Annotated in this window: 25 protein-coding genes; 11 read left to right on the top strand and 14 right to left on the bottom strand. The window is 63.1% G+C overall.

The window, feature by feature from the left end; all coding sequences use genetic code 11:
• The first annotated feature begins 27 nt into the window (after positions 1-27).
• On the top strand, positions 28-975 hold the full coding sequence (locus AC3CCE_RS09360; RefSeq protein WP_352623623.1) for an agmatinase: 948 nt from the start codon (positions 28-30) through the stop codon (positions 973-975).
• A gap of 192 nt (positions 976-1,167) precedes the next feature.
• The gene (locus AC3CCE_RS09355) at positions 1,168-1,569 is read left to right on the top strand and encodes a hypothetical protein (RefSeq protein WP_023670154.1); all 402 of its coding nucleotides are present in this window, start codon (positions 1,168-1,170) and stop codon (positions 1,567-1,569) included.
• 215 nt (positions 1,570-1,784) lie between these two features.
• Here AC3CCE_RS09355 and AC3CCE_RS09350 read toward each other — a convergent pair whose 3' ends face one another.
• The 3 genes from AC3CCE_RS09350 to AC3CCE_RS09340 all read right to left on the bottom strand — a co-directional run bounded on the left by AC3CCE_RS09350 (position 1,785) and on the right by AC3CCE_RS09340 (position 3,233).
• Entirely contained in the window at positions 1,785-2,216 is a 432-nt protein-coding gene (locus tag AC3CCE_RS09350; RefSeq protein WP_023684003.1) for a GlcG/HbpS family heme-binding protein, read from the bottom strand.
• Positions 2,217-2,392: 176 nt separating this feature from the next.
• Entirely contained in the window at positions 2,393-2,626 is a 234-nt protein-coding gene (locus AC3CCE_RS09345) for a hypothetical protein (protein ID WP_023684002.1), read from the bottom strand.
• 79 nt (positions 2,627-2,705) lie between these two features.
• On the bottom strand, positions 2,706-3,233 hold the full coding sequence (locus AC3CCE_RS09340; protein WP_352623620.1) for a winged helix-turn-helix transcriptional regulator: 528 nt from the start codon (positions 3,231-3,233) through the stop codon (positions 2,706-2,708).
• A gap of 114 nt (positions 3,234-3,347) precedes the next feature.
• Between AC3CCE_RS09340 and AC3CCE_RS09335 the strand changes: the two genes are divergently transcribed.
• The 5 genes from AC3CCE_RS09335 to AC3CCE_RS09315 all read left to right on the top strand — a co-directional run bounded on the left by AC3CCE_RS09335 (position 3,348) and on the right by AC3CCE_RS09315 (position 6,164).
• Positions 3,348-4,181: an alpha/beta fold hydrolase gene (locus AC3CCE_RS09335; protein WP_352623618.1), complete on the top strand. Its 834-nt coding sequence runs from the start codon at positions 3,348-3,350 to the stop codon at positions 4,179-4,181.
• A 116-nt stretch (positions 4,182-4,297) separates the two neighbouring features.
• A complete protein-coding gene (locus AC3CCE_RS09330; RefSeq protein WP_023816408.1) occupies positions 4,298-4,954 on the top strand; it encodes a glutathione S-transferase family protein in 657 nt (218 codons plus the stop codon).
• A 5-nt stretch (positions 4,955-4,959) separates the two neighbouring features.
• Entirely contained in the window at positions 4,960-5,286 is a 327-nt protein-coding gene (locus AC3CCE_RS09325; protein WP_023699361.1) for an ArsR/SmtB family transcription factor, read from the top strand.
• 23 nt (positions 5,287-5,309) lie between these two features.
• A complete protein-coding gene (locus tag AC3CCE_RS09320; RefSeq protein WP_032887163.1) occupies positions 5,310-5,684 on the top strand; it encodes a nuclear transport factor 2 family protein in 375 nt (124 codons plus the stop codon).
• Positions 5,685-5,699: 15 nt separating this feature from the next.
• Positions 5,700-6,164 carry an SRPBCC family protein gene (locus tag AC3CCE_RS09315; protein ID WP_352623617.1) on the top strand — a complete coding sequence of 155 codons (465 nt, stop codon included), beginning with the start codon at positions 5,700-5,702 and terminating at the stop codon, positions 6,162-6,164.
• Between the two features lie 29 nt (positions 6,165-6,193).
• Here the strand turns inward: AC3CCE_RS09315 and AC3CCE_RS09310 are convergent, their stop codons facing one another.
• The 3 genes from AC3CCE_RS09310 to AC3CCE_RS09300 form a co-directional block, all read right to left on the bottom strand.
• Positions 6,194-6,454, bottom strand: coding sequence for an ArsR/SmtB family transcription factor (locus AC3CCE_RS09310; RefSeq protein WP_352623615.1), 261 nt, complete (start codon positions 6,452-6,454; stop codon positions 6,194-6,196).
• A 32-nt stretch (positions 6,455-6,486) separates the two neighbouring features.
• Entirely contained in the window at positions 6,487-7,725 is a 1,239-nt protein-coding gene (locus AC3CCE_RS09305) for an MFS transporter (RefSeq protein WP_023683997.1), read from the bottom strand.
• 96 nt (positions 7,726-7,821) lie between these two features.
• Positions 7,822-8,016, bottom strand: a complete 195-nt coding sequence (locus AC3CCE_RS09300) for a DUF1192 domain-containing protein (protein ID WP_023670145.1) — start codon at positions 8,014-8,016, stop codon at positions 7,822-7,824.
• A gap of 146 nt (positions 8,017-8,162) precedes the next feature.
• Between AC3CCE_RS09300 and AC3CCE_RS09295 the strand changes: the two genes are divergently transcribed.
• The 3 genes from AC3CCE_RS09295 to AC3CCE_RS09285 all read left to right on the top strand — a co-directional run bounded on the left by AC3CCE_RS09295 (position 8,163) and on the right by AC3CCE_RS09285 (position 10,689).
• Positions 8,163-9,173: an NAD(P)H-quinone oxidoreductase gene (locus tag AC3CCE_RS09295; RefSeq protein WP_352623612.1), complete on the top strand. Its 1,011-nt coding sequence runs from the start codon at positions 8,163-8,165 to the stop codon at positions 9,171-9,173.
• A 356-nt stretch (positions 9,174-9,529) separates the two neighbouring features.
• The gene (locus AC3CCE_RS09290; RefSeq protein ID WP_023670143.1) at positions 9,530-9,670 is read left to right on the top strand and encodes a DUF1127 domain-containing protein; all 141 of its coding nucleotides are present in this window, start codon (positions 9,530-9,532) and stop codon (positions 9,668-9,670) included.
• Between the two features lie 326 nt (positions 9,671-9,996).
• Complete coding sequence (locus AC3CCE_RS09285; protein WP_023670142.1) at positions 9,997-10,689, top strand: DUF1013 domain-containing protein; 693 nt, start codon at positions 9,997-9,999, stop codon at positions 10,687-10,689.
• Between the two features lie 63 nt (positions 10,690-10,752).
• Here AC3CCE_RS09285 and AC3CCE_RS09280 read toward each other — a convergent pair whose 3' ends face one another.
• The 3 genes from AC3CCE_RS09280 to AC3CCE_RS09270 form a co-directional block, all read right to left on the bottom strand.
• Complete coding sequence (locus tag AC3CCE_RS09280) at positions 10,753-11,472, bottom strand: helix-turn-helix transcriptional regulator (protein WP_023683994.1); 720 nt, start codon at positions 11,470-11,472, stop codon at positions 10,753-10,755.
• 126 nt (positions 11,473-11,598) lie between these two features.
• The gene (locus AC3CCE_RS09275) at positions 11,599-12,009 is read right to left on the bottom strand and encodes a hypothetical protein (RefSeq protein ID WP_352511908.1); all 411 of its coding nucleotides are present in this window, start codon (positions 12,007-12,009) and stop codon (positions 11,599-11,601) included.
• A gap of 182 nt (positions 12,010-12,191) precedes the next feature.
• Positions 12,192-12,362 carry a hypothetical protein gene (locus tag AC3CCE_RS09270; RefSeq protein ID WP_023670139.1) on the bottom strand — a complete coding sequence of 57 codons (171 nt, stop codon included), beginning with the start codon at positions 12,360-12,362 and terminating at the stop codon, positions 12,192-12,194.
• Positions 12,363-12,566: 204 nt separating this feature from the next.
• On the opposite strand from AC3CCE_RS09270, the gene AC3CCE_RS09265 reads away from it, so the two are divergent.
• On the top strand, positions 12,567-12,728 hold the full coding sequence (locus AC3CCE_RS09265; RefSeq protein WP_352511906.1) for a hypothetical protein: 162 nt from the start codon (positions 12,567-12,569) through the stop codon (positions 12,726-12,728).
• Positions 12,729-12,737: 9 nt separating this feature from the next.
• On the opposite strand, the gene AC3CCE_RS09260 is transcribed toward AC3CCE_RS09265, so the two are convergent.
• The 5 genes from AC3CCE_RS09260 to AC3CCE_RS09240 form a co-directional block, all read right to left on the bottom strand.
• Positions 12,738-13,058 (bottom strand): hypothetical protein, encoded by a 321-nt coding sequence (locus AC3CCE_RS09260; protein ID WP_488377128.1) that lies wholly within the window; start codon positions 13,056-13,058, stop codon positions 12,738-12,740.
• A 25-nt stretch (positions 13,059-13,083) separates the two neighbouring features.
• Entirely contained in the window at positions 13,084-13,797 is a 714-nt protein-coding gene (locus tag AC3CCE_RS09255) for an SGNH/GDSL hydrolase family protein (RefSeq protein WP_023706280.1), read from the bottom strand.
• Positions 13,798-13,860: 63 nt separating this feature from the next.
• Entirely contained in the window at positions 13,861-14,601 is a 741-nt protein-coding gene (locus tag AC3CCE_RS09250) for a DUF899 domain-containing protein (RefSeq protein ID WP_352623608.1), read from the bottom strand.
• A 172-nt stretch (positions 14,602-14,773) separates the two neighbouring features.
• Positions 14,774-15,799 (bottom strand): class I fructose-bisphosphate aldolase, encoded by a 1,026-nt coding sequence (locus AC3CCE_RS09245; protein WP_352623606.1) that lies wholly within the window; start codon positions 15,797-15,799, stop codon positions 14,774-14,776.
• Between the two features lie 120 nt (positions 15,800-15,919).
• Positions 15,920-17,122, bottom strand: a complete 1,203-nt coding sequence (locus AC3CCE_RS09240) for a phosphoglycerate kinase (RefSeq protein ID WP_023752898.1) — start codon at positions 17,120-17,122, stop codon at positions 15,920-15,922.
• Positions 17,123-17,169: the final 47 nt, after the last annotated feature.

Genomic DNA, 17,169 nt, shown 5'->3' with positions numbered 1-17,169 from the left:
ATGATCGACCGGCTTCAGAGGGACCGCATGACCAAACTCACCACAGCACCCCGCGATGTCTTCCAGACCTTCATGAACTTCCCGCTGGTCGAGGACCTCGATGCGCTGAAGGCGGATGTCGCCATCATCGGCATGCCTTACGGCAGTCCCTACACGATAGACGAGCTGGTCAACGACCAGACCAACGCGCCGACCGCGGTGCGGCGCGCCTCGCAGCGCATCAGCCTCGGGCTCGACCGCTATGATTTCGACATTGGCGGAACCTTGTTCGACGGGCAGGACGTCAAGGTGGTCGATGTCGGCGATGTCCCCGGCGATGCCGCCGGCGGCCACTACAGGTTGGCCGAAGCGGCGATCCGCAAGATCCGCGTCGCCGGCGCCTTGCCGATCACCATTGGCGGCGATCACGGCATTCCAATCCCGATCCTGCGGGCGCTGGACGGCGAAGGGCCGATCACCCTGGTTCAGATCGATGCCCATCTCGACTGGCGCGACAATGTCAACGGGGTCAGGGAAGGCTATTCCAGCCCCATCCGCCGCGCTTCGGAGATGGCGCATATAGCCGGGATTTTCCAGCTCGGCATCCGCGGCCAGGGCAGCGCCCGGCTCGAGGAGGTCGAGGCGGCCCGCGCCTACGGCTCCAACATCGTCACCGCCAATGAATGGCAGGATATCGGTACGGCGGCGCTGCTCAAGCGCATCCCGGACCGTGGCCGCTATTACCTGACCATCGATGCCGACGGTCTCGATCCCGCTGTCATGCCGGCGGTCGAAGGGCCGGCGCCTGGCGGCATCAGCTACCGGCAGACGATCGAACTGATCAAGGGGCTGTTCGCCAAGGGACGTGTCGTCGGCATCGACATCGTCGAGATCGCGCCGGCGCGCGACGTCAACGAGATCACCTCGATGACCGCCGGCCTTTTCATCCTCAACGCTATCGGCGCCGCCGTGCGGACAGGCCAGTTCAAGCGCTGAATCCGGCGTGTCGGTGGTCAGCCGGGGCAACTGTGGCTGACAGGGTTGTTTCGCACGGTCTTTTTCCGTGTTTGCGGGCGCTAGCGAAAAATCTTGACGGCGTGCCTGCGGGGCATTCTACAGAAGGTGCCCCCATTGTTTAGGCAATTCCTTGGGAAACCGCTTTCCTGGAACTGCTAGAGGAGACGCCTGATGTTCGGTGCCATCCCGCTGCTGATCGTGCCCTTCGTGGCCTACAATCTCGGACTCCTCGGAATATTCGGCAGCGGCGACGATCCGTGGGCGACCGAGATCTTCTCGTTCAGCATGATGTCGGGCGGGGTGTTCTCGATGACGCTCGGCGACCTGATGGTGGTGATCGGGCTGATCTTCCTGTTCCTCGAAATGGTGAAGTCGGTGCGCACCACGAACGCCTCGATCATGGACCATCTGTTGTCGACGCTGGTCTTCGTGGCGTTCCTGGTCGAGTTCCTGCTGGTGAAGGGCGCGGCGCACTCCGTCTTCTTCACGCTGATGGTGATCGCCCTGTTCGATGTGCTGGCCGGGTTTTCGGTGTCGATGCGGTCGGCGAGTAGAGACATAAATTTGAACTAGCCGCCTTCGTTGGATGGTCGCATCCGTTCGCGATTGGCGTGGCTGCTCTTTCTGGTCCTCCTGGGGCGAAGCGACGCGGCGCAGACCTTGGGATCCATTCCGTGAAGCTAAGGCGTTGCAACGGTTCAGAATTCTGCTCCGCTTACACACAGGATCCCGGGGTCTTCGCGACGGAGCTTCGCTCCTGCTTCGCCCTGGGATCACGAAGCTCCCCCTCAGCCCGGATCGGCGGTGAAGCCGGCGGCTTCGATGCCAGCGATGGCGGCGGCCTCGTCATTGTCCGACGTATCGCCCGAAATTCCGACGGCGCCGATGGCGGCGCCTGCCTTGTCGCGGATCAGCACGCCGCCGACGACTGGCAACACGCGTCCACCCGAGACGTCGGAAATGCCGGCGACGAGATGCGGCCGCTCCTTGGCGAAAGCCTCGACACGGCGCGAGCCCATCCCGATGGCGAGCGCGCCATAGGCCTTGCCGGCCGACATTTGCGGGCGCAGGAACGAGGCTCCGTCCTGACGCTGGAAGGCGACGAGATGCGCGCCGGCGTCCAGCACGGAAACGCCGAGCGGCTTGAGCTTCAGCTCGGCGCCCTTGGCGAAGGCGGCGTCGATGATGTGCTTGGCTTTTTCGAGGGTCAGTGCGGTCATGGCTGTCTCCTGATCAAAACGCGTCAATCATCGACCTGACATGCGGGATGCGAAATCCCGGTTGCGGTTGAAATTGCTTCGCGTGGGAAAGCGGAAATGGCGGGCATTGCTGATCGTGGCACATGGCGGATACGATCCGCCGGCATCCAGATCGGGCGTCGATGAAGAAGGCCGCGCTATTTTTTCTTGGCTCGGGGCGCTTTCTTGACCGGAACGGCAGGGGCGTTGGCGAGGTCTTCCGCTTCCTTGGCAAGGCGCAATGCCCGGAGCTTGTTGGTCTTGGCCTGGCGGGCGTCGGCCTCGGCGACATACTCCGCCATCGCCTTTTGCCGCACCGTGGCGGCCTCTTCCTGCTTCTTGAAACGCATATCCGCCCGGGCGCGGGCAGTATCCTTAGAGTTCTCGACCAAGAGCGTTATCCAATCCCGTAAATTATGTTTTTCAGCCCCTTGATAGCAGAGCCGGCCTGATAATGGGGAAATAAGTTGGTCAAGCGGCGGGGGCCTCGATGCCGCTCGACGCCTTGCGGGCGACCACCGCCTCATATCCGGCCTGCAATGTAGCGCGGACGGAAGGCCGCGCGGGTGTGGCGACAGGCGTGCCCAGATGGTCGTGGCGCAACTCGTCCATGAACTGCTCCCACATTGGCGGTCCGCCTTTCTCCAGCAGTTCGGCGCGGATCGAAAGCTCCTCGCTCACCGGCAGCCAGACGCGGCCCCAAGCGCCGAGATGCGCCATGATCGGCACCAGCGTGATGGCCATCTCGGTCAGGCTGTAGATCGCCTTCTGCTTGTGCGAGGGGTCGTTGGCCTTGGTCAGCATGCCGAGTTCCATCAGCCGCTTCAGCCGGTCGGCCAGGATATTGGAAGCGATGCCCTCGATCGAGCCGTTGAGCAGTTCGCGAAAGTGGCGTTTGCCGCCAAAAATCATGTCGCGCAGGATGATCAGGCTCCAGCGATCGCCGAACACTTCCAGCGACAGATTGATCGGGCATCCCGAGCGGTGTTCGGTTTTCATCCGACTCTCCTCAAAAACCAGTTGCATTATCGTATCAGTTTTATTATCGTGCAACCGATAGCAAAACGCAATCAGTTTGGTTGGCCTTTGATTGGCCGATGCGAGGAGAGTCCCATGACACGGGCCGCAGCACCCGAAATCGTCTCCCAGACGTTTGGGGATCCCGGCGATCCAACCGTTCTGCTGATCATGGGCGCCATGGCCTCGATGCTGTGGTGGCCGGAGGCGCTCTGCAAAAAACTCGCCGGCGAGGGCCGTTTCGTGATCCGCTACGACAATCGCGATACCGGCCTGTCGACCAAATATGCGACGGGCGAGCCGCCGTATACGTTCGACGACATGGCGGACGATGCGGTGCGCGTCCTCGACGGTTGCGGCATCGGCAAGGCGCATGTGTTCGGGATGTCAATGGGCGGCATGATCGCGCAACGACTGGCGTTGAGACATCCCTCGCGTGTCATCACACTGACGGTGATCAGCAGTTCGCCGGTGGGGATCGATACATCGCACCTGCCGGCGACGACCGAGGCCTATATGGAGCACTCGGCCGATGGCGCCAAGGTCGATTGGTCGGACCGCGACCAGGTGATCGGCTTCGTCGTCAAGGATGCGCGTGCGATCGCCAGCACCGCGCATCCGTTCGACGAGAAGGCGATGCGGGCGTTCGTCCAACAGGACTACGACCGATCCGGCGGCTTCCTGAGCGCGACTAACCATTTCATGCTGAAGAGCTGCGAGGATCTGAAAGGACGCCTGCGCGAGATCAAGGTTCCGCTGCTCGTCATTCACGGGACATCGGATCCGATCTTTCCGGTCGAGCATGGCGCAGCCCTTGCCGACGCTGTTGCCGGCGGGCGGCTTGTCCGCGTCGAAGGCGGTGGCCACGAACTGCATCCCGACGACTGGGGCACGATCGTTGCCGCCATCGTCACGCATACCAAGCCCTGAAGGCAGTCTCGAACCTTGACACATTCGCCTCACGGAAATAGTTAAGTAAATGCTTCAGTGTTGGCGCTGGCTGGCACCGCTCCAGGATCGACGAACCGCAAACAGACGAGCAAAAAATGTCCCTGACGTTCCATTTCCATCCGCTGGCATCGTTCTGCTGGAAACCGCTGATTGCGTTTTACGAGAACGATACGCCCTTTACGCCGGTTATCGTCGACCTCGGCGACGAGCAGTCGCGGGCAGCATTCCTGAAGGTGTCGCCGACCGGCAAGATGCCGGCGCTGCGTGACGATGCACGCAATCGCACGGTGCTGGAATCGACCATCGTCATCGAATATCTGGCCGCGCATTATCCCGGGCCGGTCGAGCTCATCCCGGCCGAGGCCGATCTTGCCCTCCAGGTCCGCCAGGCCGACCGTTTCTACGATTTCTACGTGCAGGCGCCGATGCAGAAGATCGTCGGCGACAGGTTGCGCCCGCAGGACAAGACCGATCCGTTCGGGGTCGATGAGGCGCGCGCGCAACTGCGCAACGCCTATGCGATCATCGAGGAGGAGATGCGCTCGAAACTCTGGGCGGCCGGGCCTACCTTCACCATGGCCGACTGCGCGGCCTCGCCGGCGCTGTTCTACGCCAACAAGGTCGAGCCATTCGGCGACAGCTATCCGGCCCTGAAACACTACCACGACCGCCTGCTCAAGCGGCCGTCCTTCGCCCGGGTGGTCGAGGAGGCGCAGCCCTACTTCAAGTTCTTTCCCTACAATAACGGCTGATCGCGATGCTGCACGATCCCGCCCAGCTCGACCTGATGTTCCAGGCGCTCGCAGACCCGGCCAGGCGCAGCATGGTCGAACGGCTGTCGCGTGGGCCGGCCTCGGTCAGCCAGTTGGCCGAACCGCTGGCGATGTCGCTGTCGGCCGTCGTCCAGCATCTCAACGTGCTCGAAGCAAGCGGGCTGGTGCGCTCGGAAAAGCTCGGCCGCGTTCGCACCTGCCAGATCGCGCCGCAGGCGCTGCGCAGCGCAGAACACTGGATCAACGAACGGCGGCTGACATGGGAGCGTCGGCTCGACCGGCTCGGCGATTTTCTCGCCGGGACCGAATGACCTGAAGCAGAGGAGAAATGACCATGCCCGGCAAAAGCAGAGCGGAGTTGATCCGCGGCTATTTTTCCGCCTACCAGGCGAATAACAAGGCTGCCGTCGCGGCGGTGCTCGCCGACGATTTCACCTTCACCAGCCCCTATGACGACGCCATCGACCGTGCGACCTATTTCGAGCGCTGCTGGCCGGACAGCCCGGCCTTCAGCTCGATCGTCATCGAACGGATATGCGAGGACGAGGACGCCGCCTTTGTCCTCTATCGCTGCGAGACGGCGGACGGAAAGACCTTCCGCAACACCGAACTGCATCTGTTCCATGACGACAGGTTGCGCGCCGTCGAAGTCTATTTCGGCGCGTCCTATCGCGACGGCGTCTTCGTCGCGCAGAAACCATCAAGCTGACCACGAGGACCTGACATGGCCGAACGATCCGTCGTCCACTCCACCTTCGTCCTCGAGCGCCTCTATCCAGTTGCACCGGCGAAAGTCTATTTCGCGCTCAGCGATCCGGCCGCCAAGCGGCGCTGGTTCGCCGACCCCGACAACCCGATGACCCACAGGCACGAAATGGATTTTCGCGTCGGCGGCCAGGAGGTCAATGCCGGCGGGCCGAAGGACGGGCCGATCCACACTTATACCGCCACCTATCAGGACATCGTGCCCAACCAGCGCATCGTCTACAGCTACGACATGCTGTTCGGTGATGTCAGAATCTCGGTTTCGCTGGCGACAATTGAGCTTCGCCCGGAAGGCACGGGCACGCGTCTGGTGCTGACCGAGCAGGGCGCGTTTCTCGATAGGCACGACACACCGTCATCGCGCGAGCATGGTACCGGATTCCTGCTCGATGCGCTGGGCAAGGCGCTGGCAACGGACACTTGAAAGCCAGGGAGGCGAGCTGGAATCGCGGCCTATGCTTCCCAGAACTGAAGCCAAATATTGAGCTTGAGGAAGCCGGCACTGCTGACTGTATAGACCCGCCTCGTGCCCTCGGCCCTGGCCTGAACCAGACCGGCGTCCAGCAACACTTTCAAATGCTGGGACACGGCCGGGCGGGAGACTGGCAGGCCCGAAGCCAGTTCGTTGACGGTTTTCGGGCCACGCCGGAGCTCTTCCAGAAGATAGCGCCGGTTGGGGTCGGCAATCGCCATGAAGGCGTCAGAAAAGATCATGCCTATACTTGTGGGGCAAAGCTTTTCAAATCTCAACCGTCGGCTTCCGCTTTTCTGAGCCGCAGTGCTTCAGGGGTGACCGAGCGATCGGCCGGCTGGGTCTTGAAGGCATCGCGGTCTTCGATCGGCACCGGCGCGCGGCGGCTGATGCGCAGCAACGTGTAGGCGGCGAGGCTGAGATGCGCCAGCGCGGTGGCCAGGAACAGGCCTTCGGGGCGGAGCCAGCCCATCAGGGCGGCAGCCAGCAAGGGCCCGATCATGGTTCCGAAGCCATACAGAAGCAGCAGGCCGCCCGAGACCTTGACGAAATCCTCCGATCGGGCGTGGTCGTTGGCATGCGCCACGGCGATCGAATAGAGCGTGTAGGCAAAGGCGCCGTAGGCGGCGGCGAAGACAATGACGAGGACGGCGGAACGCGGTTCGAACAGGAAGATCAGGATGGCGAACAGTGCGGCGCCGAAAGCCGCGCCCGCCAGCACGAAACGGCGGTCGGTCTTGTCGGAGAGGCGTCCGGCCGGAAGCTGCATGGCCGCGCCGGCAATAACGACAAGGCTCATCATCAGTGCGATCTGGGCGGTGGAGATGCCGATACGGGCGCCGTAGACGGCGCCAAGCGTGCCCCAGGCGCCATTGGCGATGCCGACCAACAGGCAGGCGATCGCCGACACCGGCGAGTTGGCGTAGAGACCTTTGACGTCGAGCTTGACGTCCTGCAAAGGCTTGGGAGACGAAGCCGACGACACCGCGGTCGGGATCAGCGACAGGCAGAACAATATGCCGGTGATCATGAACAGCGACGCCGATCTGACGTCGCCGCCGGCAACGATCATCTGGCCGCCCATGATCGAGGCATAGGTGACCATCATGTAGAGGCCGAAGACGGTGCCGCGGTTCTCGTTGGTGGCCTTCTCGTTCAGCCAGCTTTCGATGACCATGAAGGCTCCGGCCATGGTGAAGCCGGTGAAGGCACGCAGCAGGATCCAGACATATTCGTCGATGATCAGCCCGGTAAGCAACGCCACGATGGCGCCCGAAGCGGCAAAGGCGCCGAACGCCCGGACGTGGCCGGCGCGGCGTACCAGGCGCGGTGCGAAGAAGCAGCCGGTGACGAAGCCACCGGCCCAGGCCGTGCCCATCAGACCGAGCGATGCGGTCGAAAACCCTTCGAGCTGGCCGCGCAACGGCAACAACAGGCCGTGCAGTCCCGAAGCCGCGAGCAGGAAAGCGGTGCCGCGAAGCAGCGAGAGGATCGGCCTGTAGCTTGCAAACATTGTTTGATCCGTCTGGAGATTCGGTGGCGGGGTCTGAAGACAGGCGCATTCGGGCTTTTCGGCGGCGGATGCTCAACGCCGAAACTAACGCGAAAACTAGCCGCGGCGAAACAGGGCTTCGGCCGCCGATTTGGTGCTGCCCTTGGTCTGGAGCTCGGCTTCCAGCCGGGCAATCTCCTCGCGCAGGATGCTGATCCGTTCGGTAAGGTCACCGACCGAAAGCAGCGACAGATCCTGTCCGATCTCATGCGGGCGGGCTTTCTTTTTGGGTTCGTCGTCGAAGATCGCCATCGTCGCTCCTCCCTATTCAGTATTGGGCTGATTTGGCCATTTGCCTGATCCGGCAATCAGCATACATAGGGCAGGGGCGCAGATGCAAACAGCCGGCAAGAAGCTGGCAGCCGGCGACAGACCGGCGGACCGAGACGGGAAATTTCATGGCGAGCGGACATAAAATTCCAGCCACGATGACGGCCATCGCAATCTCGCAACCGGGCGGGCCGCGGGTGCTGAAACCGGAAACGCGCGACGTGCCGGTGCCTGGTCCCGGCGAAATCCTGATCCGGGTGCGTGCGGCCGGCGTCAACCGCCCCGACGTGCAGCAGCGCAAGGGCGCCTATCCGGCGCCGCCCGGCGCCTCCGACCTGCTCGGTCTCGAGGCATCGGGCGAAGTGGCCGCCCTTGGCGACGAGATATCGCGCTGGCGCATCGGCGACCGGGTCTGCGCGCTGACGCCGGGGGGCGGTTATGCCGAATATGTCAAGGTTCATGCCGGCAGCGTGCTGCCGCTGCCCGCCGGCTTCACCCACACGGAGGCGGCCGCGGTTCCGGAAAACTATTTCACCGTCTGGCACAATGTGTTCGAGCGCGGCGGCTTGAAAAAGGGTGAGACGCTGCTGGTCCATGGCGGCTCATCGGGCATCGGCACCACGGCGATCCAGCTGGCGTCGGCCTTCGGCGCGTATGTCGTCACCACCGCCGGCTCGAAGGAGAAATGCGACGCCTGCCTGAAGCTCGGCGCCGACCGGGCGATCAACTACCGCGAGGAGGATTTCGTCGCGGCGGTCAAGGATGCGACCGGCGGCAAGGGGGCCGACGTCATTCTCGACATGGTCGGCGGCGACTATATCGCGCGCAACTACGACGCCGCCGCGGTCGAGGGCAGGATCGTCCAGATCGCCGTCCAGGCCGGCGCGGTGGCGAGCGCCGATTTCTCGAAAATCATGGTCAAGCGGCTGACCCACACCGGCTCGACGCTGCGGCCTCGCACGGTCGAGTTCAAGGCGGCGCTCGCCGCCGCACTGGAAGCACAGGTGTGGCCGCTGCTCGGCACCCGGAAGGTAGCGCCGGTGATGGACATGATCTTCCCGCTGACCGACGCCTGGCGGGCGCATGAGCGCATGGAAGAGGGCGAGCATATAGGCAAGATCGTTCTCGACGTCGGCTAGATGGGGCGAGATTCAGGTGAGGCCGGCCTGCGAATGGCGGCTCCCTGCGCTTCCGGCCTTCGCCGGCCGAAGCCCTCATGAGGGGTTGCGGCAGTTAAGGCTACGGCCGGCGTAGGCCGGTGCTTCGTACTGAAGTACGCTCCGCTCCGGTTCTCGGGAGCCGCCATTCTCTGCTCGGCCTGACCTGAACCTCGCGCCATGCTCCGCGCTCAGCCTGTCGGCAAGATGAACAGAAGCTTGATGCTGCAATGCAGCATTTGCATTGCGGCTATGCAAAGACGTCTGTTCAATTCGTGGGCAGCACTGCCTATCTAAGCGTCATCGAAACGATTTGATCCAACAACTGGAGGACAACCATGAACCCGATCCGCGCTTTCCGTAACTGGCGTATGTACAACGAAACCGTGCGCGAGCTGAACAAGCTCAACGCCCGTCAGCTCAGCGACCTCGGCATCAGCCGCGGCGACATCGAGAGGATTGCCCGCAAGGCCATCTAATTCGAAGCCTGGTCGGCCGATGAGGCCTGACCACGCGGCAGAAGCAAGAGCCGCCGCAGACGGTATCCCGTCGCCGGTTCCGAGCCCGCTGGACCCTGTCCGGCGGGTTTTGTCGTTTTGGACCCCCTGTACAACTCGGCATCAATGATCGCCGGAGCCGAGGTCCTCCTGGCCTCCCCCGCTGTCCGGTGTCCGACGGCTGCGCCCTGCGCCAAAAACATTGCGAAACGGCAGCGGAGCGGTTATACAGGCCGCGAATTTCCCATTTTGGTGGCTCTAAACCACCGCCCGCGCGGGAACGCGGGCGAACGAGAAGGATTTTTGAAATGGCCAATACGCTGCTGATGCCCAAGGCGACCGCCGTCTGGCTGGTCGACAACACCGCGCTTTCCTTCGAGCAGATCGCGCAGTTCTGCGGGTTGCATCCGCTCGAGGTCAAGGCGATCGCCGACGGCGAATCGGCGCAAGGCATCAAGGGCATGGACCCGATCATGACCGGACAGCTGACCCGCGACGAGATCGCGCGCGCCGAGAAGGATCCGAACCAGCGCCTGAAACTGTCCGACCCCAAGGTGCGGGTGCCGGAATCCAAGCGCAAGGGTCCCCGCTACACGCCGTTGTCGAAGCGCCAGGACCGGCCCAACGCCATTCTGTGGCTGGTCCGCAACCATCCGGAATTGAAGGACGCGCAGATTTCGCGCCTGGTCGGCACGACCAAGTCGACGATCGAACAGATCCGCGAGCGCAAGCACTGGAATTCGGCCAATCTGCAGCCGATGGACCCGGTGACGCTGGGTCTCGCTTCGCAGATCGACCTCGACATGGAAGTCAACCGCGCCTCGCGCGGCCGCGAGCAGGCGCAGCCTGTCGGCGACACGCTGCTGCCGGCTGCCGTGACCGAGCGCCTGGTGCCGGCGCCGGAGAAGCCGAAGGACGAGGATGCCGAGCTCGACGCAAACGCCGTGTTCGCCAAGCTCTCGGCGCTCAAGTCCAAGAAGGAAGATGCGGACGACGAGTAAGGTTTGCGACAGTTCATCAAAAAAGCCCGCTTCGAGCGGGCTTTTTCATTGATTATCGAAGTCTCAGCTGCGCGCCGCCCGGTCCGGCGTCATGCCATAGTCCTCCGAGCGTTCGACGGCGCGGTAGAAGTCGGCAAGCTGCTTGCCGCGCTCAGGCTTGAAGATGCGGCCGGCGATGACCACCGAGGCGATGCGGTCGATGCGGAAGGCGCGGAAATCGTCGCGCATCTCGCACCAGGCAACCAGCGTCCATACCTTGCCCCAGAACCACAGACCGAGCGGACGGATGTCACGCCCGGTGCCGCGGCCGGCCTCGTCGCGGTAGTCGATGGTCAGCACCTGTCGCTTCTCGACAGCGCGCTCGATCACGTCGATCGCCTCACGCGCGGCGTCGCTCACCACCCACATCGGCGTGTGGATCTCGGTGCGGGCGATGCGGTCCTTCTCGGCGTCCGGCAGCACGGCGCCGATCTTGACCAGCGCCTCGTCGGCCGCACGCGCCATGGCCGCACCGCCAAAGGCCCGCACCATGCGGGCGCCGGCGACCAGCGCGACGATTTCGTCACGCGTGAACATCAGCGGCGGAAGGTCGAAACCCTCCCTCATCATGTAGCCGACGCCGGCCTCGCCGTCGATCGGCACTCCGGTCGACTGCAAATCGGCGATGTCGCGGTAGATGGTCCGCTCGGAAACCTCGAGCCATGTGCCGAGCTTCTGGGCGGTGACCAGCCGGCCGCCACGCAGGTGCTGCACGATCTGAAAGAGCCTGTCGGCACGTCGCATCGTATGGTCCCTCGGCTGCTTTTCTATGAATGTCACGGTCCCGAAACCGGTTCCGGGTGACATCCATCTCCTGTTTTATGCTTGTCGTTCTCCCAAAAACCGCTGCGCACTTTTGGGCGACACGCATTATGGTTTAAGTCCTTCGCGCTTGCGCTGCACGGCGACGAATTCCGCGCCGAAGGACAATTTCTTCGTTGTCGGCGTGTTCACGTCGAGCACACGCCAGTACGGCGTGGTATCGTTCAGCGTCATGCCGCGTTCGAGATCCTCATTGGCGGCTTCGGCGACGGTGCGCAGATGATAGCCGATGGTGACCGGACATGTCACTTGCGCCCCATGCTCGATGGCGAGCGCGGTGCGCAAGGCGCGTACATCCATCTCGACGCCGTTGGGGATCGTGCGGATGAAATCATCGACCTGACGGGGCGTCGGCACCAGCATCGGCTGGCCCTCGACGACGTCGCCCATTGTGCGTGGCGTCGGCTTCACGCCGTTGACGCCCGGCGTGTTCAGCCTGTCGTTCCAGCTTTTCACCATTCATGTCTCCTGACACGTTTATGGCATGGTGCTCCTGACAGCATTCTGTCAGGAGCCTTCAGCATTGTCCGTAGCAGGCGCCAAAGTTTTTGCGCCAGCCCGAGGGGTCGCCGCCCGGGGGGGCCATGTCAATGATCCGGGCCTTGCGGGGTTCGCATCCAAGCATTGTCATGTAAAACGCCTCAGATCTCGCGAATGCGGCTGTGACCCTCATACATATCCGGCCAGCCAATGTCCTTGCGGATGTCCGCCGGCAAGGAGTTCAGGAAGCGCTGGGTACGGACTTCATTGCGCATCGTGCGGATCTTGCCGACATAGTGCTGTACGCTGTTCAAAATACCAAAGCTGTTCATGACCATCTCCTCTTCTCTGATGGAGACACTATCGCATACCCCTCCTGACAGCAGTCTGTCAGGAGCATGTCAGCTCGTTGAAGAAAGCTGCGAGGTGCTTCGCGGTCGGTTCGGAAACGAGCCTTTTGTCAGGAATGGCCAAGTCGACCGAGACCATGCAAGAACCGCTTTGACAGCCTGTCGCGATGCTGCTCAAAGGCGGGCATGTCGAAACTCCTCGCGCTCGTCATCATCGGCATCATGGCCATTCAGCTGATCAAGCCGCTCGGCTGGCCGGGCCTGAAGCGGCGCGGCGATTTCTGGAAGCTGGCCCTGCTCGCCATGGCGGCCATCGCGCTGGCGGGTGCGCTGGGGCACTGGACATAGCCTTGAGGGTCAGGTCGGGTCCACCGTTCCCACGGCAATCATCCGGATGGCGTTGAGGCTGGGCACGAAGAAATAATCGCCACCGCGCGTCGTCACGAATTTCGGCAGGTTCGCCGCAATAGAGGGCGTGGCGTTGGCCGGACCGGCCGGAATGACATGCTTGCTCGATTCGGCGCGGTTGCCGGTCAGCGTGCAGGTGTCGTTGCCGGTTTCGGAATCCAGGCCGTAGCTCATCCATTGCTGCTGGATGATATTCTGGCTCAGATCCATTGGAAGCAGGCTGCAATCAACAGTATTTGGAAATACTCGTGTCAGTTCTCTGAAGCCCACCAGTCCGAGCTTGTGCCCCCTCAGGTCAATCGGCGAGCACCCATCCGACCAGATGTTCGGCCCAGGCGCGGTAACCGGCTTCCGAGGCATGAAAGCCATCGGAGGCAAAGCCGGCCTCAGGGTTGGTGATCGGCAGCCGTGGCGCCGGCACGGCGCCGCGCTCGAAACAGAGGCGCTCGCCCATGCGGTTCATTGCGGTAGCGCGGATTTCGAGTATCTTGCCGAGCAGCGGCGGCATGGCCGGCGCGCGGGTGAATTCCAGCACCGGCGACCAGACGACGCGGGCCTCCGGCCATTTGGCACGCAGCGCGTAAAGCAGGCCGCCGAACTCTTTCTTGAAGCGCGGCACCGAGTGGAAATTCTTGGTGTCGTTGGTGCCGATGGCCAGCACTATATGCGTCCACCGATCGGCCGACAGATTGGGCAGCACATGGTCCCGGATCTGGCCCGACGTTGCCGAGTTGAATCCGGCGGCGCGCCAGCGCACGGCAAGGCCGGTTCGTTTTGCGACCAGCATTGCAAGCTGCGCGGCAAGCCCGTTCTCGGAATTGCCGATGCCGACGGAAGCGGCCGAGGAATCGCCCAGCACCAGCAGCGAGATGGCCGGCGCCTTGCCCGATATTTCGTGCATGACCGGCCCTTGTGCCGGCAGCATGCGGGTGGTGCGGCGGCGCACGCCGAGGCCCTGCCAGACATAAACGGGGTAGGCGAGCCAGGTAAGAAGGGCCGGGAAGCGCATGGCGATACCGTTTAGAGATCAGCGGCAGCCTTAGCGCAAGTTTCGCCTGAGGTGAACGAGCTTCTAGTCGCAGCAGTTCGGCTTGTCCGCCTGCTTGTCCTGATATTCGTCATGCAGCCGCACCCAGTCCATCAGGCTATGATAAGGGCCATTTTCGCCGCGGCCCTTCGGTGTCACATCGAGATAGTCGTAAGTGCCGATCTGGGCCTCGCCGCCGCGGGCGCGCGACATAAAGGTAAGGAATATGTCGCCGTTCTCTTCCTTGTAGAAAACACTGGTGCCGGGAAGGTCCTTTGACGTGCGCGGACGCGTCTCGAAATTGTAGGTGGTGTCGCCGGCCGCGATCTGCTTGTCGGTGAAGGAGACCTGCATGTCGAAGTTGAAATCCGAGGCGTAGGACGACACCCAGTCGAATTTCCACCCCATACGCTGCTTGTAAGGCAGCAGTTCCGCCAGCGGCGCGCGCGCAACCACCACCAGCGACACGTCGTGGTGCCTCAGATGTTGATCGGCGCCGTCTATATGGTCGGCAAGGAAGGAGCAGCCTTCGCAGCGGTGGTTCGATCCTGGCGTCATCATGAAGTGGTAGACGATCAGTTGGCTGTTGGCGCCGAACAGTCCGGCCAGGTTCTTCGGACCCTGCTCGGTCTCGAAGACATAATCCTTGCGGATTTTCATCCAGGGCAGTTCACGTCGCTCGGCGGCGATGCGCTCACGCAACCGTGTCAATTCCTTCTCGCGCGCCAGATGCGCCTTGTGCGCCTCAAACCAGTCTTCACGCGAAACCACTTTGCTGCGAGTCATGAAGTTCTCCCTGTCTGTTCACCCAAGGACGTTTGGGGTGGGCAGAAACCGACATCGCCGTCAGCTTTTGCCGAAAAGGAGATAAGGATGGACGAACTCCGTCCAAGCCGGGCTTTGCATAAACAAACCCGGGCGCATCGGCCCGGGTTGTATGACAACGGGAGGACTGCGCTCAGGCGGCCTGTTCGAGGCTCGCCGTCCATTGTCCCAGCGCCGCCAGATGGTTCATGTGGGCACGATGGGTGAAGGCGGCCTGGCCGGCGGCGACGTTCGATGCCTTGCCGCTCCAGGCCTTTTGCGGGGCGGCCTGCAAGGCGCGGCCATAGGAGAAGGTCAGCTTCCACGGATGCTGGCCGATGGCGTTGATGGCGTTGAGGTTGGCGGTCGCCTCCTCGTCCGACTGCCCGCCCGAAAGGAAGGCGATGCCCGGCACCGCTGCCGGTACGGTTTCGCGGAACAGTTTTATGGTCTTTTCCGCGACCTCTTCGGGGCTGCTCACCTTGCCCGACTTCCTGCCGGCCAGCACCATGTTCGGCTTCAGGATGGTGCCTCCCAGCAAAACGCGCGCCGCATGCAGCTCGTCATAGAGCTTGATCAGCGTTGCCTTCGAGATGTCGTAGCAGGTGTTGATGTCGTGCGCGCCGTCCATCAGCACTTCCGGCTCGACGATCGGCACGATGCCAGCCTCCTGGCACAGTGCGGCATAGCGGGCCAGCGCATGGGCGTTGGAGGCAATCGAATTGACCGAGGGCACGCCCTTGCCGGTGTCGATGTCGATCACCGCGCGCCATTTGGCGAAGCGGGCGCCGAGCTTGTAATAATCTGCGAGCCGCTCGCGCAAGCCGTCGAGGCCTTCGGTAACGGTATCGCCGGGAAAGCCGGCGAGCGGCTTGGCGCCGGCATCGACCTTGATGCCGGGAATGGCGCCCGCCGCCTTGATGATGTCGACCAGAGGCGTGCCGTCGGCAGCCTTCTGACGGATGGTCTCGTCGTAGAGAATGACGCCGGAGATGTACTTCGTCATTGCGTCCTTGGCGCGGAACATCATCTCGCGGTAGTCGCGGCGGCTATCGGCGGTCGATTCGACGCCGATAACGTCGAAGCGCTTCTTGATGGTGCCGGAGCTCTCATCGGCGGCCAGCAGGCCCTTGCCGCCGGCCACCATCGCGGCGGCAATGTCTTCGAGACGTTCGCTCATTTTTCTTCTCCTAAGGGGGTACGTTCCGCGCGTAACGGAAGTCTACCGCCAAAGGAATGGGATCGGAAAGCTCGAATCGATTGAAGGTTCCTGGCGTCCGTTTTTGCGCCCCCGATCCGGTCAGGCTTGTTTCTTCAGCACGTCGACGCCGGGCAGCGGCTTGCCTTCCATCCATTCGAGGAAAGCGCCGCCGGCGGTCGAGACATAGGTGAAGTCGTCGGCGACGCCGGCATGGTTGAGGGCGGCCACCGTATCGCCGCCACCGGCGACCGAGACCAGCTTGCCGGCCCTGGTGCGGGCCGCCGCGTGCCTGGCCGCCGCCACCGTGGCGTGGTCGAAAGGCTCGATCTCGAAGGCGCCGAGCGGGCCGTTCCAGACCAGCGTCGCGGCGCGGTCGATCCATTCACCGATCGTCTTCACGGTCTTTTCGCCGACATCGAGGATCATGCCGTCAGCCGGGACATCCGAAATGGCAACGGTCTCGCTGGCCGCACCCGCCTTGAATTCCTTGGCGACGACACCGTCGACAGGCAGGATGATGGCGCAGCCGGCCTCGGCGGCCTCGATCATGATCTGCTTGGCGGTCGCGGCAAGGTCATGCTCGCACAGCGACTTGCCGACAGCGGTGCCACGCGCGGCGAGAAAAGTGTTGGCCATGCCGCCGCCGATCACCAGCGCGTCGACCTTCTTCACCAGGTTCATCAACAGGTCGATCTTGGTCGACACCTTGGCGCCGCCGACAATGGCGACGACAGGGCGGACCGGATTGCCGAGCCCCTTCTCCAGCGCCTCGAGCTCGGCCTGCATGGTGCGGCCGGCATAGGACGGCAACAGCCGCGCCAGGCCTTCGGTCGAGGAGTGCGCCCGGTGGGCGGCGGAAAAGGCGTCATTGACGAAGATGTCGCCATTGGCGGCGAGCCGCTCTGTGAAATCAGGATCGTTCTTCTCCTCGGTCTTGTGGAAGCGGGTGTTTTCCAGCAGCAGCACATCGCCCTTGTTCATGGCGGCGACCGCACTGCCCGCCGTGTCGCCGACGCAATCGCTGGCAAAGCCGACCGGGCGGCCAAGCACCTCCGCGGTAGCCTTGGCGATCGGCCTCAGCGAGAATTCGGGCGAGGGACCATCCTTCGGGCGGCCGAAATGCGCGAGCAGGATGACCTTGGCGCCCTTGCCGGACAGTTCGGCGATGGTCGGTGCGATGCGTTCGATTCGGGTGGCGTCGGTGACCTTGCCGTCGGCGACGGGCACGTTGAGGTCGACGCGCACCAGCACGCGCTTGCCGCTGATATTGCCGATATCGTCGAGTGTCTTGAAGGCGGCCATGCGGGTTCCTTTCCGTGGAAAATCGCCGGGACCATACCTCGCATCGA

The organism is Mesorhizobium sp. P160187 (assembly GCF_057766425.1).
Note: the sequence above shows the minus strand (reverse complement) of the source record. Positions and strands in the feature narration are given on the sequence as shown.

Coding starts and splice junctions, on each gene's coding strand:
- AC3CCE_RS09360 (WP_352623623.1), top strand. CDS start 28: ATGACCAAACTCACCACAGCACCCCGCGATGTCTTCCAGACCTTCATG.
- AC3CCE_RS09355 (WP_023670154.1), top strand. CDS start 1,168: ATGTTCGGTGCCATCCCGCTGCTGATCGTGCCCTTCGTGGCCTACAAT.
- AC3CCE_RS09350 (WP_023684003.1), bottom strand. CDS start 2,216: ATGACCGCACTGACCCTCGAAAAAGCCAAGCACATCATCGACGCCGCC.
- AC3CCE_RS09340 (WP_352623620.1), bottom strand. CDS start 3,233: ATGAAAACCGAACACCGCTCGGGATGCCCGATCAATCTGTCGCTGGAA.
- AC3CCE_RS09335 (WP_352623618.1), top strand. CDS start 3,348: ATGACACGGGCCGCAGCACCCGAAATCGTCTCCCAGACGTTTGGGGAT.
- AC3CCE_RS09330 (WP_023816408.1), top strand. CDS start 4,298: ATGTCCCTGACGTTCCATTTCCATCCGCTGGCATCGTTCTGCTGGAAA.
- AC3CCE_RS09325 (WP_023699361.1), top strand. CDS start 4,960: ATGCTGCACGATCCCGCCCAGCTCGACCTGATGTTCCAGGCGCTCGCA.
- AC3CCE_RS09320 (WP_032887163.1), top strand. CDS start 5,310: ATGCCCGGCAAAAGCAGAGCGGAGTTGATCCGCGGCTATTTTTCCGCC.
- AC3CCE_RS09315 (WP_352623617.1), top strand. CDS start 5,700: ATGGCCGAACGATCCGTCGTCCACTCCACCTTCGTCCTCGAGCGCCTC.
- AC3CCE_RS09310 (WP_352623615.1), bottom strand. CDS start 6,454: ATGATCTTTTCTGACGCCTTCATGGCGATTGCCGACCCCAACCGGCGC.
- AC3CCE_RS09305 (WP_023683997.1), bottom strand. CDS start 7,725: ATGTTTGCAAGCTACAGGCCGATCCTCTCGCTGCTTCGCGGCACCGCT.
- AC3CCE_RS09300 (WP_023670145.1), bottom strand. CDS start 8,016: ATGGCGATCTTCGACGACGAACCCAAAAAGAAAGCCCGCCCGCATGAG.
- AC3CCE_RS09295 (WP_352623612.1), top strand. CDS start 8,163: ATGGCGAGCGGACATAAAATTCCAGCCACGATGACGGCCATCGCAATC.
- AC3CCE_RS09290 (WP_023670143.1), top strand. CDS start 9,530: ATGAACCCGATCCGCGCTTTCCGTAACTGGCGTATGTACAACGAAACC.
- AC3CCE_RS09285 (WP_023670142.1), top strand. CDS start 9,997: ATGGCCAATACGCTGCTGATGCCCAAGGCGACCGCCGTCTGGCTGGTC.
- AC3CCE_RS09280 (WP_023683994.1), bottom strand. CDS start 11,472: ATGCGACGTGCCGACAGGCTCTTTCAGATCGTGCAGCACCTGCGTGGC.
- AC3CCE_RS09275 (WP_352511908.1), bottom strand. CDS start 12,009: ATGGTGAAAAGCTGGAACGACAGGCTGAACACGCCGGGCGTCAACGGC.
- AC3CCE_RS09270 (WP_023670139.1), bottom strand. CDS start 12,362: ATGAACAGCTTTGGTATTTTGAACAGCGTACAGCACTATGTCGGCAAG.
- AC3CCE_RS09265 (WP_352511906.1), top strand. CDS start 12,567: ATGTCGAAACTCCTCGCGCTCGTCATCATCGGCATCATGGCCATTCAG.
- AC3CCE_RS09255 (WP_023706280.1), bottom strand. CDS start 13,797: ATGCGCTTCCCGGCCCTTCTTACCTGGCTCGCCTACCCCGTTTATGTC.
- AC3CCE_RS09250 (WP_352623608.1), bottom strand. CDS start 14,601: ATGACTCGCAGCAAAGTGGTTTCGCGTGAAGACTGGTTTGAGGCGCAC.
- AC3CCE_RS09245 (WP_352623606.1), bottom strand. CDS start 15,799: ATGAGCGAACGTCTCGAAGACATTGCCGCCGCGATGGTGGCCGGCGGC.
- AC3CCE_RS09240 (WP_023752898.1), bottom strand. CDS start 17,122: ATGGCCGCCTTCAAGACACTCGACGATATCGGCAATATCAGCGGCAAG.